This window comes from Virgisporangium ochraceum (assembly GCF_016863655.1).
GTDB lineage: Bacteria > Actinomycetota > Actinomycetes > Mycobacteriales > Micromonosporaceae > Virgisporangium > Virgisporangium ochraceum.
Genome location: NZ_BOPH01000047.1, coordinates 15,481 through 34,632 on the forward strand (window position 1 = coordinate 15,481; position 19,152 = coordinate 34,632).

18 protein-coding genes are annotated in these 19,152 nt (G+C 71.5%); 13 read left to right on the plus strand and 5 right to left on the minus strand.

What is annotated here, in order from left to right; all coding sequences use genetic code 11:
- Positions 1-56 precede the first annotated feature (56 nt).
- Positions 57-1,433 carry an NYN domain-containing protein gene (locus Voc01_RS18205; RefSeq protein ID WP_203928649.1) on the minus strand — a complete coding sequence of 459 codons (1,377 nt, stop codon included), beginning with the start codon at positions 1,431-1,433 and terminating at the stop codon, positions 57-59.
- A gap of 94 nt (positions 1,434-1,527) precedes the next feature.
- Between Voc01_RS18205 and Voc01_RS18210 the strand changes: the two genes are divergently transcribed.
- From Voc01_RS18210 to Voc01_RS18230, 5 genes are all read left to right on the plus strand, one after another.
- On the plus strand, positions 1,528-3,261 hold the full coding sequence (locus Voc01_RS18210) for a DEDD exonuclease domain-containing protein (protein WP_203928650.1): 1,734 nt from the start codon (positions 1,528-1,530) through the stop codon (positions 3,259-3,261).
- A gap of 240 nt (positions 3,262-3,501) precedes the next feature.
- Entirely contained in the window at positions 3,502-5,376 is a 1,875-nt protein-coding gene (locus tag Voc01_RS18215) for a RelA/SpoT family protein (protein ID WP_203928685.1), read from the plus strand.
- A gap of 20 nt (positions 5,377-5,396) precedes the next feature.
- Positions 5,397-5,894 carry an NUDIX hydrolase gene (locus tag Voc01_RS18220; RefSeq protein WP_203928651.1) on the plus strand — a complete coding sequence of 166 codons (498 nt, stop codon included), beginning with the start codon at positions 5,397-5,399 and terminating at the stop codon, positions 5,892-5,894.
- The gene (locus Voc01_RS18225) at positions 5,891-6,712 is read left to right on the plus strand and encodes a nucleotidyltransferase family protein (RefSeq protein ID WP_203928652.1); all 822 of its coding nucleotides are present in this window, start codon (positions 5,891-5,893) and stop codon (positions 6,710-6,712) included. Before Voc01_RS18220 ends, Voc01_RS18225 begins: the two co-directional genes overlap by 4 nt.
- A gap of 34 nt (positions 6,713-6,746) precedes the next feature.
- Positions 6,747-7,034, plus strand: coding sequence for an Lrp/AsnC family transcriptional regulator (locus Voc01_RS18230; protein ID WP_203928653.1), 288 nt, complete (start codon positions 6,747-6,749; stop codon positions 7,032-7,034).
- Between the two features lie 38 nt (positions 7,035-7,072).
- Here Voc01_RS18230 and Voc01_RS18235 read toward each other — a convergent pair whose 3' ends face one another.
- Positions 7,073-8,956, minus strand: a complete 1,884-nt coding sequence (locus Voc01_RS18235; protein WP_203928654.1) for a S9 family peptidase — start codon at positions 8,954-8,956, stop codon at positions 7,073-7,075.
- A 57-nt stretch (positions 8,957-9,013) separates the two neighbouring features.
- Here Voc01_RS18235 and Voc01_RS18240 point away from each other — a divergent pair, with 57 nt between their 5' ends.
- Positions 9,014-9,847 carry an alpha/beta hydrolase family protein gene (locus Voc01_RS18240; protein ID WP_203928655.1) on the plus strand — a complete coding sequence of 278 codons (834 nt, stop codon included), beginning with the start codon at positions 9,014-9,016 and terminating at the stop codon, positions 9,845-9,847.
- Here Voc01_RS18240 and trpD read toward each other — a convergent pair.
- The 3 genes from trpD to Voc01_RS18255 are packed head-to-tail and all read right to left on the minus strand — an operon-like array spanning position 9,833 to position 12,341.
- Positions 9,833-10,900 (minus strand): anthranilate phosphoribosyltransferase, encoded by a 1,068-nt coding sequence (trpD, locus tag Voc01_RS18245; protein ID WP_203928656.1) that lies wholly within the window; start codon positions 10,898-10,900, stop codon positions 9,833-9,835. The two genes, Voc01_RS18240 and trpD, sit on opposite strands and share 15 nt — an antisense overlap.
- A 35-nt stretch (positions 10,901-10,935) precedes the next feature.
- Entirely contained in the window at positions 10,936-11,337 is a 402-nt protein-coding gene (locus Voc01_RS18250) for a type 2 periplasmic-binding domain-containing protein (protein WP_203928657.1), read from the minus strand.
- Entirely contained in the window at positions 11,334-12,341 is a 1,008-nt protein-coding gene (locus Voc01_RS18255; RefSeq protein ID WP_373873834.1) for a cytochrome c oxidase assembly protein, read from the minus strand. The genes Voc01_RS18250 and Voc01_RS18255 overlap by 4 nt, the downstream gene beginning before the upstream one ends.
- Positions 12,342-12,451: 110 nt before the next feature.
- Between Voc01_RS18255 and ctaE the strand changes: the two genes are divergently transcribed.
- The 7 genes from ctaE (at position 12,452) to Voc01_RS18290 (ending at position 19,065) form a co-directional block, all read left to right on the plus strand.
- Complete coding sequence (gene ctaE, locus Voc01_RS18260) at positions 12,452-13,057, plus strand: aa3-type cytochrome oxidase subunit III (protein WP_203928659.1); 606 nt, start codon at positions 12,452-12,454, stop codon at positions 13,055-13,057.
- A gap of 76 nt (positions 13,058-13,133) precedes the next feature.
- Positions 13,134-14,027 carry a cytochrome bc1 complex diheme cytochrome c subunit gene (gene qcrC / locus Voc01_RS18265; RefSeq protein WP_203928660.1) on the plus strand — a complete coding sequence of 298 codons (894 nt, stop codon included), beginning with the start codon at positions 13,134-13,136 and terminating at the stop codon, positions 14,025-14,027.
- A complete protein-coding gene (gene qcrA, locus Voc01_RS18270) occupies positions 14,024-15,130 on the plus strand; it encodes a cytochrome bc1 complex Rieske iron-sulfur subunit (RefSeq protein ID WP_203928661.1) in 1,107 nt (368 codons plus the stop codon). Before qcrC ends, qcrA begins: the two co-directional genes overlap by 4 nt.
- Before the next feature lie 34 nt (positions 15,131-15,164).
- A complete protein-coding gene (qcrB, locus tag Voc01_RS18275; RefSeq protein WP_203928662.1) occupies positions 15,165-16,781 on the plus strand; it encodes a cytochrome bc1 complex cytochrome b subunit in 1,617 nt (538 codons plus the stop codon).
- A 547-nt stretch (positions 16,782-17,328) separates the two neighbouring features.
- Positions 17,329-18,021 (plus strand): hypothetical protein, encoded by a 693-nt coding sequence (locus Voc01_RS18280; protein WP_203928663.1) that lies wholly within the window; start codon positions 17,329-17,331, stop codon positions 18,019-18,021.
- 133 nt (positions 18,022-18,154) lie between these two features.
- Positions 18,155-18,367: a hypothetical protein gene (locus Voc01_RS18285; protein ID WP_203928664.1), complete on the plus strand. Its 213-nt coding sequence runs from the start codon at positions 18,155-18,157 to the stop codon at positions 18,365-18,367.
- Between the two features lie 146 nt (positions 18,368-18,513).
- A complete protein-coding gene (locus Voc01_RS18290; protein ID WP_203928665.1) occupies positions 18,514-19,065 on the plus strand; it encodes a phospholipase in 552 nt (183 codons plus the stop codon).
- Positions 19,066-19,152 lie beyond the last annotated feature (87 nt).

Sequence of the window (19,152 nt, forward strand, 5' to 3'; positions counted from 1 at the left end):
GCACGGCGCGGGACGGGCGCGCGGCGCGGGACGCGCGGGAGCGGGAGCGGCGACGGCTACGTGCGGCCCAGGCGGCGGAGCAGGGCCGTGGAGCTCAACGGATAAGCGCCATGCCTCCGCACGCCGTCGGCCACCTCGCGGTCGGAGGAGATCACTACCACCGGGCGGCCGGCCGGCTCGGCCCGGACCAGGCGACGGATCAGGTCGTCGGCGGTTTCGCCCTTCTTCGAGAAGAGGACGCGCACGCCGCGCGGGGCCGGTGGCAGGCCGACGATGCGTTCCGCCCCGTCGAACACGACGGTGACCTCGGCCCGCGTCTGCGCCGCGATGCCGCCCAGACCGGTGACCAGCCGGCTGCGCTGCTGCTCCAGCGACAGGTCGCCGTACCCGGCCTTGGTGACGTTGTACCCGTCGACCACGAGGTGGGCCTTGGGCAGGTCGAGCAGCTGGTCGAGGCGGGCCGGGTCGGTGGCGTCGAGCGCGCGGGCCTTGGCCGGCATCACGCCCTCGGGACGGTCGGCCGCCGTGTCGGCGACGAAATCGGCGGGCAGCCGGTCGGTGGGGTCGAGGGCCAGCTCGCGGCGCAGCCCGACGGCCGCCTGGCCGATGGTCTCCAGCAGGAGCCACAGGCGGGCGTCGTCGTTGGCCCGGGCCTCCTTGGCGCTGACCCGGGCGGCACCGGCCTGGGACTCGGCCTCGGCGAGGCGCGCCTTCAGGCGCCGGATCTCGGCGTCGTGGTCGGCGGTGGCGCGCGCGGCGCGTCCCTTCTCCGTGGCCAGCAGGTCGGCGGCCCTGCGCTCGCGTTGTTCGAGCTCGCGCACCGACCGGCCGAGGCGCCGGTTCTCCTCGCGCAGGCCACCGGCCTCCTCGCGGAGCCGGGCCAGCTCGTCGCGGAGCTTGTCGGCCTCGGTGCGGGCGACGGTGCGGTCGTGCTCGGCCCGTGCGACCCGCTGCTCCAGCTCGCGCGTCTGCGCGGCGACCAGGGCCTGCTCGGTCTCGGCGCGCAGCGCCTCGGTGGCGGCGCCGATGAGATCACGCCAGGCCGGCGGGCGGCACAGATAAGCCAGCGCGGCGACCTCGGTGGGGTCGGCCGCACCTGGTGGCGTGCCCTCGGCCACGGCCGCGCCCAGGTCGCCGGCCGCCTCGACCACCTTCGCCGCCAGCCGCTGGCGGAGCAGCGCGTCGGTGGCGATCTGGGCGGCGATCAGCGGACCGCCGAGCTTGGCCCGCTGCTTCGGCGCGAACTTCGCCACCCGCCGCAGCGAGACCGGCAGCTCGTCGCCCGGCAGGCTGCCGAGAACCCCCGCGGCGAGGGCCGTGACCCGCTGGCGCACCGGGTCGGGAAGCACCGGGTCGGGCTCGTAGGAGTCGTCGAACACAGGGTCGATCGGCTCCTGCTCAGCAGGGCCGATCGGGCCGGTCGACGACGACATACTCCCCAGTGTCGCACCGCGAGGGGGTGCGCGTCCCGATCAAAAGCCGGGCAGGCGGCTCAAGAATGTCGTACCGGTGGCATAACGTCCCCCCGTGCAGCTCACCCTGGACGCGCTTTTCGACGATCCGCGCGCGGCCTCCCTGTTCAGCACCACGTTCATGGTCGTCGACCTGGAGACCACCGGGGGTTCACCAAGTGGGGGCGGCATCACCGAGATAGGGGCGGTGAAGGTCCGGGGTGGGGAGGTACTCGGGGAGTTCGCGACGCTCGTCCACCCCGAGGAGCGGCTGCCACCGTTCATCACGGTGCTCACCGGCATTACTGAGGCCATGTTGTTACCCGCACCCAAGATCGCGGAGGTTCTGCCCGGTTTCCTCCAGTTCGCGGAGGGATCGGTCTGGGTCGCCCACAACGCGCCCTACGACACCGGGTTCCTTAAGGCCGCCTGCGCCGAGCTCGGCTACCCCTGGCCGAAGCCGATCACGCTCGACACCGCCCAGCTGGCCCGGCGGACCCTGATCGCCGACGAGGTGCCCAACCACAAGCTCAGCACGCTGGCCAGGCACTTCAAGGTGCCGAACGAGCCCTGCCACCGGGCGCTGCACGACGCCCGGGCCACCGTCGACGTCCTGCACGCCCTGATCGCCCGGCTGAACGGTCACCGGGTGCACACCCTCGGCGACGCGCTGGAGTTCGTGAAGGCGATCAGTCCGCAGCAGCGGAAGAAGAAGCACCTCGCCGAGAACCTTCCCGACAAACCGGGCGTGTACGTGTTCCGGGGCGGCAGGGACCGCCCGCTGTACGTGGGAACGAGCTCGTCGATCTCCACCCGGGTCAGGAGCTACTTCACCGCCGCCGAGAAGCGGGCCCGCATCAGCGAGATGCTCGCCGCCGCCGAGCGGGTCGAGGCGATCGAGTGCTCCCACTCCCTGGAGGCGGAGATCCGCGAGCTGCGCCTGATCGCCGCGCACAAGCCGCCGTACAACCGCCGGTCGAAGTACCCGGAGCGGGTGGTCTGGCTCAAGCTCACTGTCGAGGCCTATCCGCGGCTGTCGCTGGTGCGGCAGGTCAGCGACGACGGCGCGGCCTACCTCGGTCCGTTCGCGTCCAAGCGGTCGGCCGAGCTCGCCGCCGCCGGTGTCTACGACGCGCTGCCGATGCGCCAGTGCACCAAGAAGTTGTCGAAGAAGACGAAGACGCCGGCCTGCGCGCTGGCCGAACTGGGCCGCTGCCCGGCGCCCTGCGAGCACGGGATCTCGGTCGACGAGTACGCGGCGCGCGCCGCGGAGCCGTTCCGCTCGGCCACCCGCGAAGACCCGGCCGAGGTGGTCGAGGGGCTGCTCGCCCGGATCCACACGCTCGCCGAGAAGCAGCGGTACGAGGACGCCGCCGCGGTGCGGTCCCGGCTCACCGCGTTCCTCCGGGCGGCGGTGCGGATGCAGCGCCTGGCGAGCTTCACCACGCTCACCGAGGTGGTCGCCGCGCGGCCGGCCGCCACCGGAGGCTGGGAGCTGGCGGTCGCCCGGCGCGGCCGGCTCGTCGCCGCCGGGGTCTCGCCCGCCGGCGAGCATCCACGACGCACGATCGACATGCTGCTCGCCACCGCCGAGACGGTGCTCCCGGGTCCCGGTCCGGTGCCGGCCGCCACGCCCGAGGAGGGCGAGCGGATCCTGGCGTGGCTCGAGCGTCCGGAGACCCGGCTGGTCCGGATCGACCAGGGGTGGGCGTCACCCGCCCGCGGGGCCGGACGGTGGCGGAAACTGCTCGCGATGGCCGACGCGGCGATCTCCGCGGGGCGCGATCCCGAGGATTCTCACCGCCGGTAACGGAGTCATTGCCGGAATTGTGAGTTCGATTCGCGCACTACGGGGTGAAATATCTCTTTGAAGGCGGTTAGTGCATCCGTCGTTCGCACATACGCAAATGACCGATCGGGCGCGGAGACAGTTACTACCCTGGAAGGAATTGCTACCCACCCCGACACGCCGACCGGTGCACCCCACCCGGACGGCAACGGTGAGGAGGTGCCACCGGTGGACCCCGGGATCGCCCACAACGGCTGGCGCCTGAACACGCCCCCAGATCGGCACGACCATCGGGGCACCAGCGAACCGACGCAGCGCGGGCACGGGTCCGACCCGTCGCTCACCGCGGCCGAGCTCGGCCTCGCCGTCGCGGCGCCCGCGAAGGACGCGAGAGAGACGCCGGAAGCCGACGCCCCGGCCGAGAGCGGCCTCACCCGTCGCCTGAAGAGCCTGCTGCCCTGGTCGACCGACACCGATCCGGTCTCGGCGCTGATCCGCACGCACAAGGGCATCCATCCCGACGCCGACACGGGCCTCGTGCGCCGCGCCTACGAGATGGCCGAGCGCATGCACCGCGGCCAGATGCGCAAGAGCGGCGACCCGTTCATCACGCACCCGGTGGCGGTCGCCGCGATCCTGTCCGACCTGGGCATGGACACCGTGACGCTGGTCGCCGCGATGCTGCACGACACCGTCGAGGACACGAGCTACACGGTCGCCGCGCTGGAGAGCGACTTCGGGCCCGAGGTGGCGCTTATCGTCGACGGGCTCACCAAGTTCGACAAGCTGTTCTTCGGCGAGGCCGCCGAGGCGGAGACGCTGCGCAAGCTGATCATCGCGGCCGGCCGCGACGTGCGGGTGCTGGTCATCAAGCTGGCCGACCGGTTGCACAACATGCGCACGCTCGACGCCCGCAGCACGAAGAGCCAGCAACGCATCGCCACGGCCACCCGCGACGTGCTGGTACCGCTGTGCGACCGGCTCGGCATCCAGGTGCTCAAGCGCGAGCTGGAGGACTGCGTGCTCAAGGCGCTCAGCCCGAGCGGCTACGCGCTGATCACCGAGTACCTCGCCCAGCGCGAAGGGTGGAACGAGTACCTCGACCGGGCGAAGACGGTGTTCACCCAGGAGCTCAGAGCCGGCCGGGTCGACTGCAAGATCACCGTCCGTCCCCGGCACCTGTACTCCATCTGGAAGGACACCGTCGCCGGGCGGCACTCCGAGCCGCACGACCTCCCCCGGCTCGTCGTACGGGTCGACGGCGGCGACATGGACTGCTACGCGGCGCTCGGCGTGATCCACGGCCGGTGGCGGCCGGTACCCGGGCGGTTCAAGGACTTCATCGCCTCGCCGAAGAACAACCTGTACCGGTCGCTGCACACCACGGTCATCGGCCCCGACGGGCGCTCGGTCGAAGTGCTCATCCGCACCCGCGAGATGCACCTGAGCGCCGAGTACGGGGTCGCGGTCAACTTCCGGTATCCGGAGGGCATGGGCGGGTACGGCCCGGCCGCCCGCGCCGAGCAGCTCGAATGGCTGCAGCGCCTGCTCGACTGGGAGAGCGCCGCCGCCGAGCCGGGCCAGTTCCTGGCGTCGTTGCGGTGCGACCTGTCGGAGTCCCAGATCATCGTGTTCACGGGCACCGGGCGGCCGGTGCTGCTCCCCTCGGACTCGACGCCGGTCGACCTCGCGTACACGCTCAGCGCCGACACCGGCAACCGATGTATCGGCTCGCGGATCAACGGCCGGCTGGTGCCCCTGTCGTCCCCCCTCGCCGACGGCGACTCGGTGGAGATCATCACCCGTCAGGACGCCGACGACGAGCGCGGCCCCTCCGAGGAGTGGCTGACGTTCGTCAAGACCCCGCACGCGCGGCTGCACATCGGCCGCTGGTTCGAGAAGCGCAGCGAGACCGTCACGATCGCCAACAAGGTCCGCCTCGGGCGGGTGGCGGTGGGGCTGGCCCTGCGCCAGCACGGCCGGGGCCTCGCGAGCGACCTCCCCCTCGTCAGGCTGGCCGGCCAGCTCGGTTTCCCCGATCTTGAGACGCTCCTGGTGGCCGTCGCCGACCACAAGGTCTCCGCGAACACGGTCGTCGACCGGTTGATCCGGGCGGTGGATCACTCGCCCCAGTAGCCGTCCACTACCGTTGCCGGGTGCACGCACTTCGTAAGGCGTTCTATGCCGCGTTCTACCGGCTGCCGGGCCGGTGGCGGCGCCGCATCGTGCGGTTGGTGAAGCAACGGTTCACCGTGGGCGCCGTCGTGCTCGTGAAGACCACCGACGACAAGCTCCTGCTGCTGCGGCAGCCGCCGGGCACCGGCTGGTCGCTGCCGGCCGGGCTGATGGACCGCGGTGAGCGTCCGGCACAGACCGCCGCCCGCGAGCTGTTCGAGGAGAGCGGGATCCGGCTGACGCCGGAGGACCTGGAACCCGGGAACCCCAACGCGATCGTGCACCGGGCGGGCTGGATCGACTGCGTGTTCTTCGCGACTGTGCCGCCCGGCACCGAGACCAGCGTCGACGGCGCCGAGGTCTACGAGGCGGCGTTCCACCCCATCGACGCGCTGCCGCCGCTCACCGTGCCCACGTCGCAACTGCTCGGCTACTACGGCATGGGCCCCTACGCCGCGTACCCGGAGACCCGGTCGTGAGCGACGTCTGCGCGGTCGTGCTGGCGGCCGGCGAGGGCACCCGGCTGCGCCCACTCACGGAGTCCGTGCCGAAGGCGCTGTGTCCCGTGGGCAACGTGCCCCTGCTCGACCTCGCACTCGCCCGGGTGGCGGCGCTCGGTCTCGACGCGGCGGTCAACGCCTGCTACCTCGGCTCGCAGGTGGTCGCGCACATCGGAGGGCGGGCGTTCGTCGGGGTCGAGCCCGACGAACCATGGGGGACCAGCGGAGGGCTGGCCAGGCTGCGCGACTGGATCGACGGGCGGGGTGTCCTGGCCGGCAACGCCGACGCCTACCTGTCCTCGGCGGGGAAGGCCCCCGGCCCGGACATCGCGGCGATGCTCGACGGCTGGACCGGCGACACGGTGCGGATCCTCGGCGTCCCCGCGGAGCCCGGTCGCGGCGAGTTCGGCCCGTACCGGTTCGCCGGCTTCTCCCTGCTGCCCTGGACCGTCGTGCGCGACCTCCCGGTCGAGCGCGGCGACCTGGTGCGCACGGCCTGGCGGCCGGCCGAGCGGGCCGGCCGGCTGGAGGTGGTCCCGTTCGACGGCACCTACCTCGACACCGGCACCCCCGCGACGTACCTGGCCGCGAACCTGCACGCCGCGGGCGACGGTTCGCTGGTCGACCCGACGGCCGAGGTCACCGCGCCGGTGACGCGCGCGGTGGTCGGCGCCGGCGCCCGGGTGGCCGGGCCGGTGCGGTCGGCGGTGGTCTGGCCGGGTGCGTCCGTCGGCGCCGGCGAAGTTCTGGAGAACGCGATCCGCGCGGACGGCGGGCTCACCGTCGCCGTACGATGATTCGCGCCGGTTCGGCCGTCGAAGGAGACCACAGGTGATCACCGCCATCGTCCTGATCAACTGCGCCACCGACGCGATTCCCGAGGTGGCCGAGAACCTCGCCAACATCGACGGGGTCAGCGAGGTCTACTCGGTGGCGGGCAGCATCGACCTCATCGCGGTCGTGCGCGTCGCCCAGTTCGACGCGATCGCCGAGGTCATCGCCGGCCGCATCTCGAAGACCCCGGGGGTCACGGCCACCGACACGCACATCGCGTTCCGCGCCTACTCCCGCCACGACCTCGAAGAGGCCTTCGCGATCGGGTTTCCGGACGCCGACTGACGCGCTCCGCGCGTCAGTCGGCGTCCGGAGACGACCCGTCAGACCCAGCGGTCGAACCACTCGATGATGGCCTCGAAGCGGGCCACCCGGTGCGACGGCAGGCCGGTACGCGACAGCTCGTGCCCCTCGCCGGGGAACAGCAGCATCTCCACGGTCGCGCCGCGGCGCTTCAGCGCCACGAACAGCCGCTGCGCCTGCTCGACCGGGCACCGCCAGTCCTGCTCCGAGTGGATGATCAGCATCGGGGCGGTGATCGCGTCGGCATAGGCGAGCGGGCTCTTCGTGGCGTCGCCGTTGTACAGGCCGTCGGAGAAGAACCAGCCGATGTCCGACGAGCCGGTGAAGCTGTCGATCGCGTTCACCGCGCGCTCGGAGATGGCGGCCTTGAACCGGTCGGGGTGGTTGCCGGCGAGCCAGGTGGTCATGAAGCCACCGTGCGAGCCGCCGAGCACGCCGACCCGGGAGCCGTCGAGGTCGTCGGCCTTCAGGGCCTGGTCGAGCAGCGCGATCAGGTCGGCGCCGCACACCGCGCCGACGTCGCCGATCACGGCGCGGCCGTGCGCCTGCCCGTACCCCGACGAGCCGCGCGGGTTGCCCATCACCACGGCGTAGCCGGCGGCGGCCAGCACCTGGGCCTCGTCGAACAGCCGCCAGCCGTACTGGGTGAACGGGCCGCCGTGGATCATCAGCAGCACCGGGTGCGGGCCGCCGCCGGCCGGCCGCACGACCCAGCCGTGCACCGGATACCCGTCGGAGGTGGAGCCGGTGATCTCCTCCATCGGGAACGACTCGACACCCTCGCTCCACGACGACAGCTTGCGGTCGCCGACGTACAGCTCACCCCACGAGCCGGCGTCGACGACGACCGTGGCGAGGGTGTCGCCGACGCGGTGGTAACCGATGATCTGGCGCTCGCCGTCGGAGAGCACCGTCGGCTCGCCGCCGTCGTAGGGGAACAGCAGCATCTCGACGGCGCCGCGCTGCTCGTTGAGGAACAGCACCCCGTCGTCGAGCGGCTGGATGTCGCCGCCCGGGTAGGCGAGGTGGTACTTCTCCTCGTCGGTGATGCGGCGGACCGGCGCGCTGCCGTCGACCGGCGCGTACCAGATGCCCACGTTGCTGACGATCGCCTCCTCGGCGTCGCCGCCGTGGAAGCACAGGCCGGTGCCGTCGGGCGTGAACTGCGGCCCGCCGGACCACATCGTGCCGTCGGTGACGGCGCGCAGGTCGGACCCGTCCTCGGCGCACACCCACAGGTCGGCGACCAGGTCGTCGTTGTACGTCTCGTGGCGGGCCGCGACGAACGCCAGCAGGCCGCCGGCCGGCGACCAGACCACGTCGCTGTGGTCGTACGGGCCGTCGGTGATCTTCGTCGGCTCCGCGCCCTCCGCGACCGCGGTGACGAACACGTGCCGCGGCCGGTCGAGGAGGTAGCCGAGGTCGTCGACGTGGTACGACAGCTTGGTGATCCGCCGCGGCGGCTCCTTGCCCGCGTCGACCTTCGCCTTCGTGCCGTACCGGCCCTCCTCCGGAACCCGGGCCACGTACGCGATCCGGGCCGAGTCGGGCGCCCACGCGAACTCGCCGACGCCGAGCTTCTCGTCGGTGAGCTTCCGGGCCTCGCCACCCGCGGTCGGCAGCACCCACAGCTGGGACTTGCCGGTCTCGCCGTCGTCGTCGCGCACCGTGCGGATGAAGCCCACCCAGGCACCGTCGGGCGAGTACTTCGGCGCGCCGTCGCGCCAGCCACCGGTGAGCCGGCGGGGCGGAGCGGAGCCGTCGGCCGGGGCGATCCAGAGGTGGCTCGTGTAGTCGTCGGCGTCGAGGTCGATCTGCGACAGGGGTAGCACCACGGTGTCACCGCTCGGGCTCACCGCCGGGCGGCCCGGGATGCGGGCGGTCGCAATATCAAGGGGCTTCATGCCCGCCAAGCTATAGGACGGTGGTCGAGCTACCCAGGGGTAACCTACGCTTCCGACGTGGACCCGACCGTCGAGCAGCTCCCTCTCGCATCAGGTGACAGCCTTGCGCTGCACAGCTATCCCGACGACGGGTCGGCACCGATGGTGCTGATCCTGCCCGCCATGGGTGTGCCCGCCCGCTACTACCGGCACTTCGCCGCCGGGCTGCACGCGGCCGGGTTCGCCGTGGTCGCGCTCGACCTGCGGGCCAACGGCGCGAGCACGCCCCGGCCGTCGCGCCGGGGGAACCACGGCTACGCCGACCTCGTCGACGACGTCGCGGCCGTCTGCGCCGCGCTCGCCGAACGCCGGGCCGGCCGGCCGCTGCTGCTGGTCGGGCACTCGCTCGGCGGTCAGATCGGGCTGCTGCACGCGGCGAACGACCCGGCCGGCATCGCGGGTGTGGTGCTGGTCGCGGCCGCGATCCCGTACTGGCGGGCGTATCCGGGCCGGCGCCGGTACGGCCTGCTCGCGATGACCCAGAGCATCGGCGCGACCTCCGCCGTGCTCCGGGTGTGGCCCGGCTGGGGCTTCGGCGGCCGCCAGGCCGGCCGGGTGATGACCGACTGGGCCCGCACCGCCCGCACCGGCGGCTACGGCAACCTGCCGGGCGCCGACGAGGCGCTGGCGAAGCTCAGCGTTCCGGTGCTGGCGATCAGCATCGAGGGCGACCACCTCGTGCCGGCCCCGGTCGTCGACAACTACACCGCGCTGCTCGGCGCGGCGTCCGTCGAGCGCGTCCATTTCGGCGCCGGAGACCTCGGCGCCGCCTCAGACCATTTCACGTGGACCCGCATGAGCGGACCCATCGTGGCCCGCATCTCTGCCTTCGCGGGGTTACCCCGCGAGTGACCTGGCGCGCGTGACCCACTTGTCCAACGTGGACTTGGCGGCGCCGGTGTCGAGGGATTCCTCGGCCCGCGTGATGCCCTCGCGCAGCGCGCCCGGCAGGTCCGTGCCCGAGCCGGGGCCGAAGCCCTTGCGGGCGGCCAGCGCGGCAGCGGCGTTGAGCACCACCGCGTCGCGCACCGGACCGGTCTCGCCGTCGAGCAGGCGCCGCGCGACAGCGGCGTTGAACTCGGCGTCGGCGCCGCGCAGCGCGCCCAGGTCGGGCGCCCGCGGGATGCCGAGGTCGACCGCGTCGATCACCTGCTCGGTGACCGTGCCGCCGCTGACGGCCCACACGCGGGTGGGCGCGAGGGTGGTGAACTCGTCGAGCCCGTCCTCGCCGCGCACCAGCACGACGCTGTCGCCGCGCCGGGCGAACACCTCGGCCAGCACCGGCGCCATGCGCGGGTCGGCGCAGCCGACGGTGGACGCGGTGGGCTGCGCCGGGTTGGTCAGCGGCCCGAGGAAGTTGAAGAACGTCGGCACGCCCATCTCGCGCCGGGTGACACCGGCGTGGCGGAGCCCGGAGTGGAAGCCCGGCGCGAAGCAGAACCCGATGCCGGTGTCGGCGACGGTCGTGGCCACCGCGTCGGGACCCAGGTTCAGCGGAAGGCCCAGCGCCTCGAGCAGGTCGGCGGCGCCGCACGACGACGAGGCCGCCCGGTTGCCGTGCTTGACCACCGGTACACCCGCGCCCGCCACCACCAGGGCCGCCATCGTGGAGATGTTCACCGTGTGGCTCCGGTCGCCGCCGGTGCCCACGATGTCGACCGCGCTGGTACGCGTCTCCTCCGGGAGTGTGACCCGCACCGCGTTGCCGATCATCGCCTCGACCAGGCCGGCGATCTCGGCCGGGGTCTCACCCTTCGCCCGCAGCGCGACCGCGAACGCCGCGATCTGCGCGCTGGTGGCGTTGCCCGTCATGATCTCGTTCATCGCCCACGCGGTGTCTGAGGTGCCGAGCTCCTCGCCGCGCAGCAGTGCCGAGAGCAGGTTCGGCCAGGTGCGCTCGCCCATGACGGCCTTTCCGGGGGTCGGGGGTACGGGTGGGCTTACCGGTTGACGGGGAGACCGTCGGCGCGCTGGCGGAGCAGGGTGGCCACCGTCTGCGTGGTGGTCACCGGGTCGAGCGGGTGCACCAGCGTGGCGTCGACCCGCGCGTACGCGGCCAGCCAGCGGTCGGCGGCGCGCGCGATGACCACGCACGTGGGCGGGCAGTCGGCGATCTCGTCCTTGATCTGGCGGGCGATGCCCAGCCCGCCGGCCGGCGCGGCCTCACCGTCGAGCACCAGCAGGTCGACGTCGTACTCGTCGACCAGGCGCACGGTCTCGGCGTAGGAGTCGGACTCGACGAACTCGACCTCGAGGTCCTTGGCGGGGCGCGGGCCGATGGCCAGCCGCATGCGGTCCCGCACGTGCGGGTCGTCGCTGTAGAGCAGCACCGTCGAGGTCATGTCGTGGTCACTTCCTGCTGTTCGGTCGTCCCGGGGCGGATCGTACCTTCCGCGCGTTCGGCCCGGGCACGCTCCTCCGCCTCTTCCCGGTCGAGCTGGCGGTCGACGCGGCGCGCCTCCCGGTCGGCGGCCCGCATCCACTGGCCCACCAGGACGGCGAGCATCGTGATGCTGACGGCCTCGCCGCCGGCCCACAGGATGCCGCCGGCCAGCTCCTGGTCCTGGAACGGGTCGGCCCAGGGCAGGTTCAGCGACGGGTACCAGTCGCCGCCGAGCAGCGTCGTGCTCTGCATGATCGTGAGCCCCAGAACCGCGTGGAACGGCGTGCTGAGGACCATGAGCAGCGCCCGCCCCGGGTACGGCCACCGGCCGGGCAGCGGGTCGACCCCGATCAGCGGCCAGAAGAACAGGCAGCCGACGAGGATGAAGTGCGCGTGAACGAGCTCGTGCACCAGCTCGTTCCGCACGGTGAGCTCGTAGAGGCCGGTGAAGTACAGCGCGAACGGGGTGAACACGAACAGCCCGTAGGCCACCAGCGGGTGCGCCACCACCCGGGCGACGCGACTGTGCAGGACGGTGCTCAGCGCGTCACGTGGCTTTTTCGGCAGGACGCGCAACGCGAGCGTGACCGGCGCTCCGAGCGCGAGGAAAATCGGAGCGATCATCGACAGCACCATGTGCTGGATCATGTGGACGCTCAGCAGCGTCGTGTCGTACGCGCCCACCCCGGTGAGGGTGACCGCCGCGATCGCGACCAGCCCGCCGAGGAACGCGAGACCGCGGCCGACCGGCCACCTGTGACCGCGGGCGCGCAGCAGCCACCACGCGTAGCAGTACAGCGCGGCGGCCGCGAGGAGCGCGAGCGCCAGCCACGAGCCGGGCCGCGGCGCGAGCAGCGTCGCCGCCGACGGCGGGCCGAGCTCACCCCCGTGCGCCAGAATCGCGGCCCCGGGGCCCGTGCCCGCGACGGCGGGCACCAACAGCAGCGCATCCACGTGACCCAGGTTATTCCCGTTACCGTGCGAGGTCCCCCGCGGGAGGAGTTTGTGGGGCACGGACCTTGACATCTGGCCCCCGCGCAGCCAGGCGATCTCGCAGACGACATAATGACCGCGTGACTGCGGCTCCGGGCATCGCCAAGAACCAGATCCACTCGTTGACGCGGCCGAACATGGTCGCGGTCGGGACGATCGTCTGGCTCTCGAGCGAGCTGATGTTCTTCGCGGCGCTGTTCGCGATGTTCTTCTCCATCCGCGCGGCCATGCCCACTGAGTGGGCACACCACTCGGAAGAGCTGAACATCCCGTACGCGCTCACCTTCACGGTGATCCTGGTGGCGTCCTCGATCACCTGCCAGATCGGCGTGTTCGCGGCCGAGCGCGGCGACGTGCACAGCCTGCGGCGCTGGTTCTTCATCACGTTCGTGATGGGCCTGATCTTCGTTCTCGGCCAGGCCAACGAGTACCGCACCCTGGTGCACGAGGGCATCAAGATCAACTCGGACGGGTTCGGGTCGATGTTCTACCTGACCACCGGCTTCCACGGACTACACGTGTCCGGCGGTCTGGTGGCGTTCATCTTCTACATGATCCGAACGACCATGGGCCGGTTCACCCCGGCGCAGGCAACGGCGGCGATCGTCGTCTCGTACTACTGGCACTTCGTCGACATCGTGTGGATCGCGCTGTTCTTCATGATCTACATCCTGCCGTTCATCTAGAACACGTCACGTTTCCAAACGACGCATCGTCTCAGGTACGTGGGCGTAGCAGAAAACTCCATGCCAAGGTGAGGTTATGAGCTGGAAACTGGGTCGGCGCCGGCCGGGTGGACCCGCCGGCGACCCGGGCGGCAGGTCCGCAGGTGGACCCGCCGGCGAGCGCACCCACGGTGTGCCGGCGTTCCGCCGGCCGCCCGGTCGGCTACGTCGCCGGCTGGGTGCCACCGTGCGCCTGCTCGCGGCGCTGACCATCGTCGGTGGCTTCTACACCGCGATGGCCCCGGGCATCACCCAGGCGGAGGACACCCCGCCGCTGTCCACGGCCGCCGAGCAGGGCAAGCGCCTGTACGAGACCACCTGCATCACCTGCCACGGCCCCGGCGCCCAGGGCGTGCAGGGGCGCGGCCCGAGCCTTCTCGGCGCCGGCTCCGCGGCGGTGGAGTTCCAGGTCGGCACCGGTCGCATGCCGATGGCCCAGCAGGAGGCCCAGGCCCCCAAGAAGCCCAACCTCTACACCTGGGACCAGGCGCGCCAGATCGGTGCCTACATCCAGGCCCTCGGCGGCGGCCCGGAGATCCCCGGCGGTGAGCTGGTCGACACCGGCGACGAGGCGATCTCGCGCGGTGGCGAACTGTTCCGCATCAACTGCTCGGCCTGCCACGGGTACGGCGGCGGCGGCGGTGCGCTGTCCTCCGGCAAGTACGCCCCCTCGCTCGACGAGGTGTCACCCCGGGTGATCTACGCGGCGCTGCTCACCGGTCCGCAGAACATGCCCGTGTTCGGCGACAACCAGCTCACGCCCGACGAGAAGCGGGCGCTCATCGGCTACATCACGACCCTGCAGGAGGACAAGGATCCGGGTGGCTTCGGCCTGGCCCGGCTCGGCCCGGTGCCCGAGGCACTGGTGATCTTCCTGGTCGGCATTGTGGTCCTGGTGTTCTCGACGCTGTGGATTGCGGGGAAGTCGTGACGGTCGACACGAAGCACAGGCACGACGAGCCCAACCCTCATGACGATGGGGAGCCGTTCGACGTCTCCGACCCGCGGCACACCCGGTTCGACCTGGTGCGCGAGGGCGCCCGACGCGACGGCGTCGAGATCGTGCACTACGCGCCCCGGTTCCCGGTGCGCGGCACCAAGGCCGAGAAGCGGGTCGAGCGCACGATCGCGTTCTTCTTCCTGCTCACCGGCGCCGCCTCGGTCGGGTTCGTGATCGCGTTCGGCTGGTGGCCCTGGGAGTACGAGCGCGCCTCGGGCCCGGGCGACTACTACACGCCGCTGCTCGGTCTCACGCTCGGCCTGGCGCTGCTCGGCCTCGGCGCCGCGGTGATCATCTTCGCGAAGAAGCTGCTGCCCGAAGAGGTCGCGGTGCAGGACCGGCACGACGGCGCGTCGCCCACCGACGAGCGCGTCATGACCGGCGCCACGCTGCTGAACATGGCCGACGAGACCGGGATCACCCGGCGGCCGCTGCTCAAGGGCGCGATCGCGCTCGGCGTGGCTCCGTTCGCCGCGGTGCCGGTGGTCGCGCTGGGCGGGTTGATCAACGACCCGCACGACGAGGACATGTACTACCACACCGGATTCCAGCCCGGTGAGAACGGCGAGAAGATCCGCCTGGTCCGCGAGGACGAGACCCCGGTGCGGCCCGAGGAGGTCAGCGTCGGCGGGCAGATCACGGTGTTCCCGGGCATCCCGCACGGCGACACCAACCAGCACGCCGACTCGCCGACGCTCCTGATCCACCTGCGCCAGAACGACGCCGAGGAGCTTCGCGGCAACCTCGGCCGCATCGAGGTCAACAAGGACGCGATGTACGGCAACTACGTCGCCTACTCCAAGATCTGCACCCACGCCGGCTGCCCCGCCAGCCTGTACGAGCAGCAGACGAACCGTCTGCTCTGCCCGTGCCACCAGTCGCAGTTCCAGATCACCGACAACGCCCGGCCGATCTTCGGCCCGGCGACGCGGCGTCTGCCAATGTTGCCGCTGGAAGTAGACGAGGAAGGCTACTTCGTGGCGAAATCGGATTACCGGGTTCCGGTGGGTCCTGGCTTCTGGGAACGGCCATGACGGAACGGAGCCCTCGCAGGAAGCGGTGCGAGCCATGAAAAAGCGCAAGTTCGACATCGCCGAGCTACCGGCCAAGGCGGCCGGTGAGGTCGACGACCGGCTCCAGGTGGCCACGCCGCTGCGTCGCCTGTTGAACAAGGTCTTCCCCGACCACTGGTCGTTCCTGCTCGGCGAGATCGCCCTCTACTCGTTCATCGTGCTGCTGCTCACGGGCACGTACCTGGCGCTGTTCTTCGACCCCTCCATGGAGGAGGTCGTCTACGACGGCGCCTACACCCCGCTGCGCGGCATCGACATGTCGCGGGCCTACGAGTCGGCCCTCGAGCTGTCGTTCGAGGTCCGCGGCGGCCTGTTCATGCGGCAGATGCACCACTGGTCGGCGCTGCTGTTCATGGCCGCGATCGTGCTGCACATGTTCCGGGTGTTCTTCACCGGCGCGTTCCGCAAGCCGCGCGAGCTCAACTGGATCATCGGCTCGCTGCTCTTCTGGGTCGGCTTCCTCGCCGGCTTCACCGGCTACTCGCTCCCCGACGACGCCCTCTCGGGCACCGGCCTGCGGATCGCCCACGCGATCATGCTGTCGATCCCGGTGATCGGCTCGTGGGTGGCCAGTTCGCTGTTCGGCGGCGAGTTCCCGGGCACCCAGATCCTGAACATCTTCTTCATCGCCCACGTGCTGCTCATCCCGGGCGCGCTGCTGGCGCTGATCTCGGCGCACATGGGGCTGCTGGTCAAGCAGAAGCACACCCAGTTCCCCGGCCCGGGGCGCACGAACCACAACGTGGTCGGCGTGCGCATGTTCCCCGGGTTCGCGTTCAAGGCCGGCGGGTTCTTCATGCTGGTCTTCGCGGTGATCGCCCTGCTCGGCGGCCTGTTCCAGATCAACCCGGTGTGGATCTTCGGGCCGTACCAGGCCGCGGTGGTCTCCTCGGCCAGCCAGCCCGACTGGTACGTCATGTTCCTCGACGGCTCCACGCGTCTGTTCCCGCCGTGGGAGATCCGGGTGTGGAACTACACCGTCCCGCCGCTGTTCTGGCCGACGGTGGTGCTGCCCGGCATCCTCACGATGCTGCCCACGGTGTACCCGTTCATCGAGGCGCGGTTCACCAAGGACAAGGAGGCGCACCACCTCCTCCAGCGTCCGCGTGACGTGCCCTGGCGCACCGGCCTGGGTGCCATGGCGATCACGTTCTACGTGGTGCTGACGCTGTCGGGCGCCAACGACGTCATCGCCGAACGGTTCCACATCAGCCTCAACGCCATGACCTGGGCCGGCCGCATCGGCCTGCTGGTACTGCCGCCGCTGGGCTACTACGTGGCGTACCGGATCGCGCTGGCACTCCAGCAGCACGACCGCGAGGTCCTGGCCCACGGCGTCGAGACCGGCATCATCCGCCGCCTCCCCGACGGTGGGTTCGTGGAGATCCACCAGCCGCTGGCCGCCAGCGACAACGGTCACCACGCGCACCTGGACTACCAGGGCGCGCCGGTGCCGAAGAAGATGAACCGCCTCGGTGCGCTGCTGCCCACCGTCCGTGGCTTCTTCTACCCGATCGAGAAGCCGGCCCCACCGGTGCAGCTCAACAAGCCCAGCGAGGCCCCCGTCTCCCCCGCCCCCGCGCGCGAGGAGATCGGCTCCGGCACCCGCTAGGCCCGAACCAGGAGCGAGCCCCGAAGGATGGCCTCCGGGGCTCGCTCTTTGTCTGCCTGTTGTCTGCTCCTCGTCTGCCGGTTGGCTGCCGGGTCGCTCCTTGTATGCCTGTTTGCTCCTTGTATGCGCGGTTGCTCATTATCTGCCCGGTCGCTTCGCCGCCGCATACGCGACCATGCCCCAGCCCGTACCACGCCCCACCCCGCACCACGCCCGCCCCGCACCACGCCCACCCCGCACCCACCGCACCGCGCCCACCCCGCACCCACCCCGCACCCACCGCACCACGCCCACCCGGCACCGCGCCCGCCCCGCACCACGCCCGGCGGTACCGCCGGGTTCACCCGCACCACGCCCGTCCTGCGCGGAGCGCGGCACCCGCACCACGCCCACCCGCCCGTACCACGCTCGCCCACACCACGGTGTGTCCACAGACGACGCTCTATCCGGTGCGGTTCCGGAGCGGCTATCTACACCGGATCGAGCGTCGTCTGTGGATGCGCCGCGCCGCAACCGAAGTGGCTGGAGTGGCGTTGAACGACCCGTGATGGGCGATCTGACCACCAAGAAGCGAATTGCGGCCGGCATCGCGGCCGCCGCGTTGAGCGTGCCGCTCCTGATGGGCGCGTTCCAGCTGTTCGGCTGGGGTGGCGGCGACTCCGCCCGGAAGGCCGGCAGCCCGGCCGACGCCCAGGCGCTGCGTGACTTCGCCGCCAACCTCGCCAACGGGCAGGACCTCGCCTACACGGCCGGCTACACCACCGGGAACGGCACGGCCGTCACCGCCGTCCAGGAGGCACCCCGCCGCGCCTACCGCAGCGCCGCGGCCGTGTACGTCGCCGGTCCCGACGCGAACGTGCTCTGCCGCACACCGGGCGGCGAGGCGCCCAACTGCGTGCGCTCGTCGGGCACCGACGGCATCCCGCTGACCCACGCCAAGGCCCTCGTCGACGTGCTCGCGCCGGACTTCATCGCGCCGGAGCTGGTGAGCGCCTACCTGAGCCGGCTGGCGGCCCGCGTGCCCGGCCCGGTGGAGCGGTCGACGCGCGACATCGCCGGCCGGTCGACGGAGTGCGTCCGGGTGGCCGAGGTGATCGAGGCCTGCGCCACGGCGGAGGGGGTGCTGGCCCACTTCGAGTCCCCCGACGGGCGGCTCACGCTCACCACCTACCAGGCGGCCGCGGCGCCGGAGGGCTTCACGCTGCCACCCAACGCGGTGGTCACCGACGTCGACGGCTGAGAGGCCGCCCGGGGACCGCTGAGAAGCCGCATGTGGACCGTCGAGGGCGCCGGCCGTGTGCGACACGCCGGGCCGGCCTACCGTGCCGGCGCGGCGGGTCGTGCGACCGTCGAGGTGACGGAAGGTGCGAGCCGTGTTCAGCTATCAACTCCACTGCCCCGCGTGCGCGCAGCCGCGCACGTTCGAGCAGCCGCCGTGTGCCGACCAGCACGAGCCCACGTGCCCCGAGTGGGCGTGCACGTCGTGCGGCACCGCGGTCCTGGTCGAGCCGCCGATGCCGCGGCTGCTGCCGCTGCCCCGGCTCGCGCCGCTGCCCCGCCAGCGCAACCGACGGCTCGCGGCCTGATTCAGGGGTCCCTGAACAGGCGTCAAACACCCCAAATCACGCGCCGAAGAACGGATTTCATCGATCTACATCTGTTCCGGAGCGTGACTTCGCCATAACAATGGGACACTTGGCCCATTCGGGGGCCCGGCCATACGAGGTGACCCATGAAGCGCCGCCTTGCCGCCATCGTCGCCGCACCCATCCTCGGGTTGCTCGCGCTCGGAGCCGCTGCCACCCCAGCGGCAGCCGTCACACCGGCACAGAAGTTGAGCGTGATGAGCACGTTCACGCAGACCAGTGCCACCAGCTACAACTCCTGGAACTCGGCCCGCCTCAACCAGGGTGCCTGGGCCTCCTACGGGTTCGACTGGAGCACCGACTACTGCTCCGCCAGCCCCGACCAGCCGTCCGGCTTCGACTTTCGGCTCTCCTGCCACCGGCACGACTGGGGCTACCGCAACTACAAGGACATGAGCCAGTTCGACGCGAACAAGGCGCGCATCGACAGCGCGTTCTACGAGGACCTCAAGCGCAAGTGCGGCACGTACAACTCGATCGTGCGGCCGGTCTGCCTCGGCCTCGCCTGGACCTACTACCAGGCCGTGAGCGTGTTCGGGAACCTCGCGGTGTCGCAGGCCGAGGTCGACAAGGCCTCCGCGAAGAAGGCGCAGCTCGAGGCGCAGGCACGCGCCGAGCGGGCGGCCGGCGCCAGCTGACGCCACCGCCCCGGGGTCGCTGACTCCGGGAGAACGTGAACGCCCCCGGCCGGAGAACCCGGCCGGGGGCGTTCGTCGTCTGGGGCG

Bases quoted from the DNA above. Each gene is read 5' to 3' on its own strand.
- Voc01_RS18250 (WP_203928657.1), bottom strand. From the start codon at position 11,337: ATGACCTCGACGGTGCTGCTCTACAGCGACGACCCGCACGTGCGGGAC.
- Voc01_RS18205 (WP_203928649.1), bottom strand. From the start codon at position 1,433: ATGTCGTCGTCGACCGGCCCGATCGGCCCTGCTGAGCAGGAGCCGATC.
- Voc01_RS18280 (WP_203928663.1), top strand. From the start codon at position 17,329: ATGGGCGATCTGACCACCAAGAAGCGAATTGCGGCCGGCATCGCGGCC.
- qcrB (WP_203928662.1), top strand. From the start codon at position 15,165: ATGAAAAAGCGCAAGTTCGACATCGCCGAGCTACCGGCCAAGGCGGCC.
- Voc01_RS18235 (WP_203928654.1), bottom strand. From the start codon at position 8,956: ATGAAGCCCCTTGATATTGCGACCGCCCGCATCCCGGGCCGCCCGGCG.
- Voc01_RS18290 (WP_203928665.1), top strand. From the start codon at position 18,514: ATGAAGCGCCGCCTTGCCGCCATCGTCGCCGCACCCATCCTCGGGTTG.
- trpD (WP_203928656.1), bottom strand. From the start codon at position 10,900: ATGGGCGAGCGCACCTGGCCGAACCTGCTCTCGGCACTGCTGCGCGGC.
- qcrC (WP_203928660.1), top strand. From the start codon at position 13,134: ATGAGCTGGAAACTGGGTCGGCGCCGGCCGGGTGGACCCGCCGGCGAC.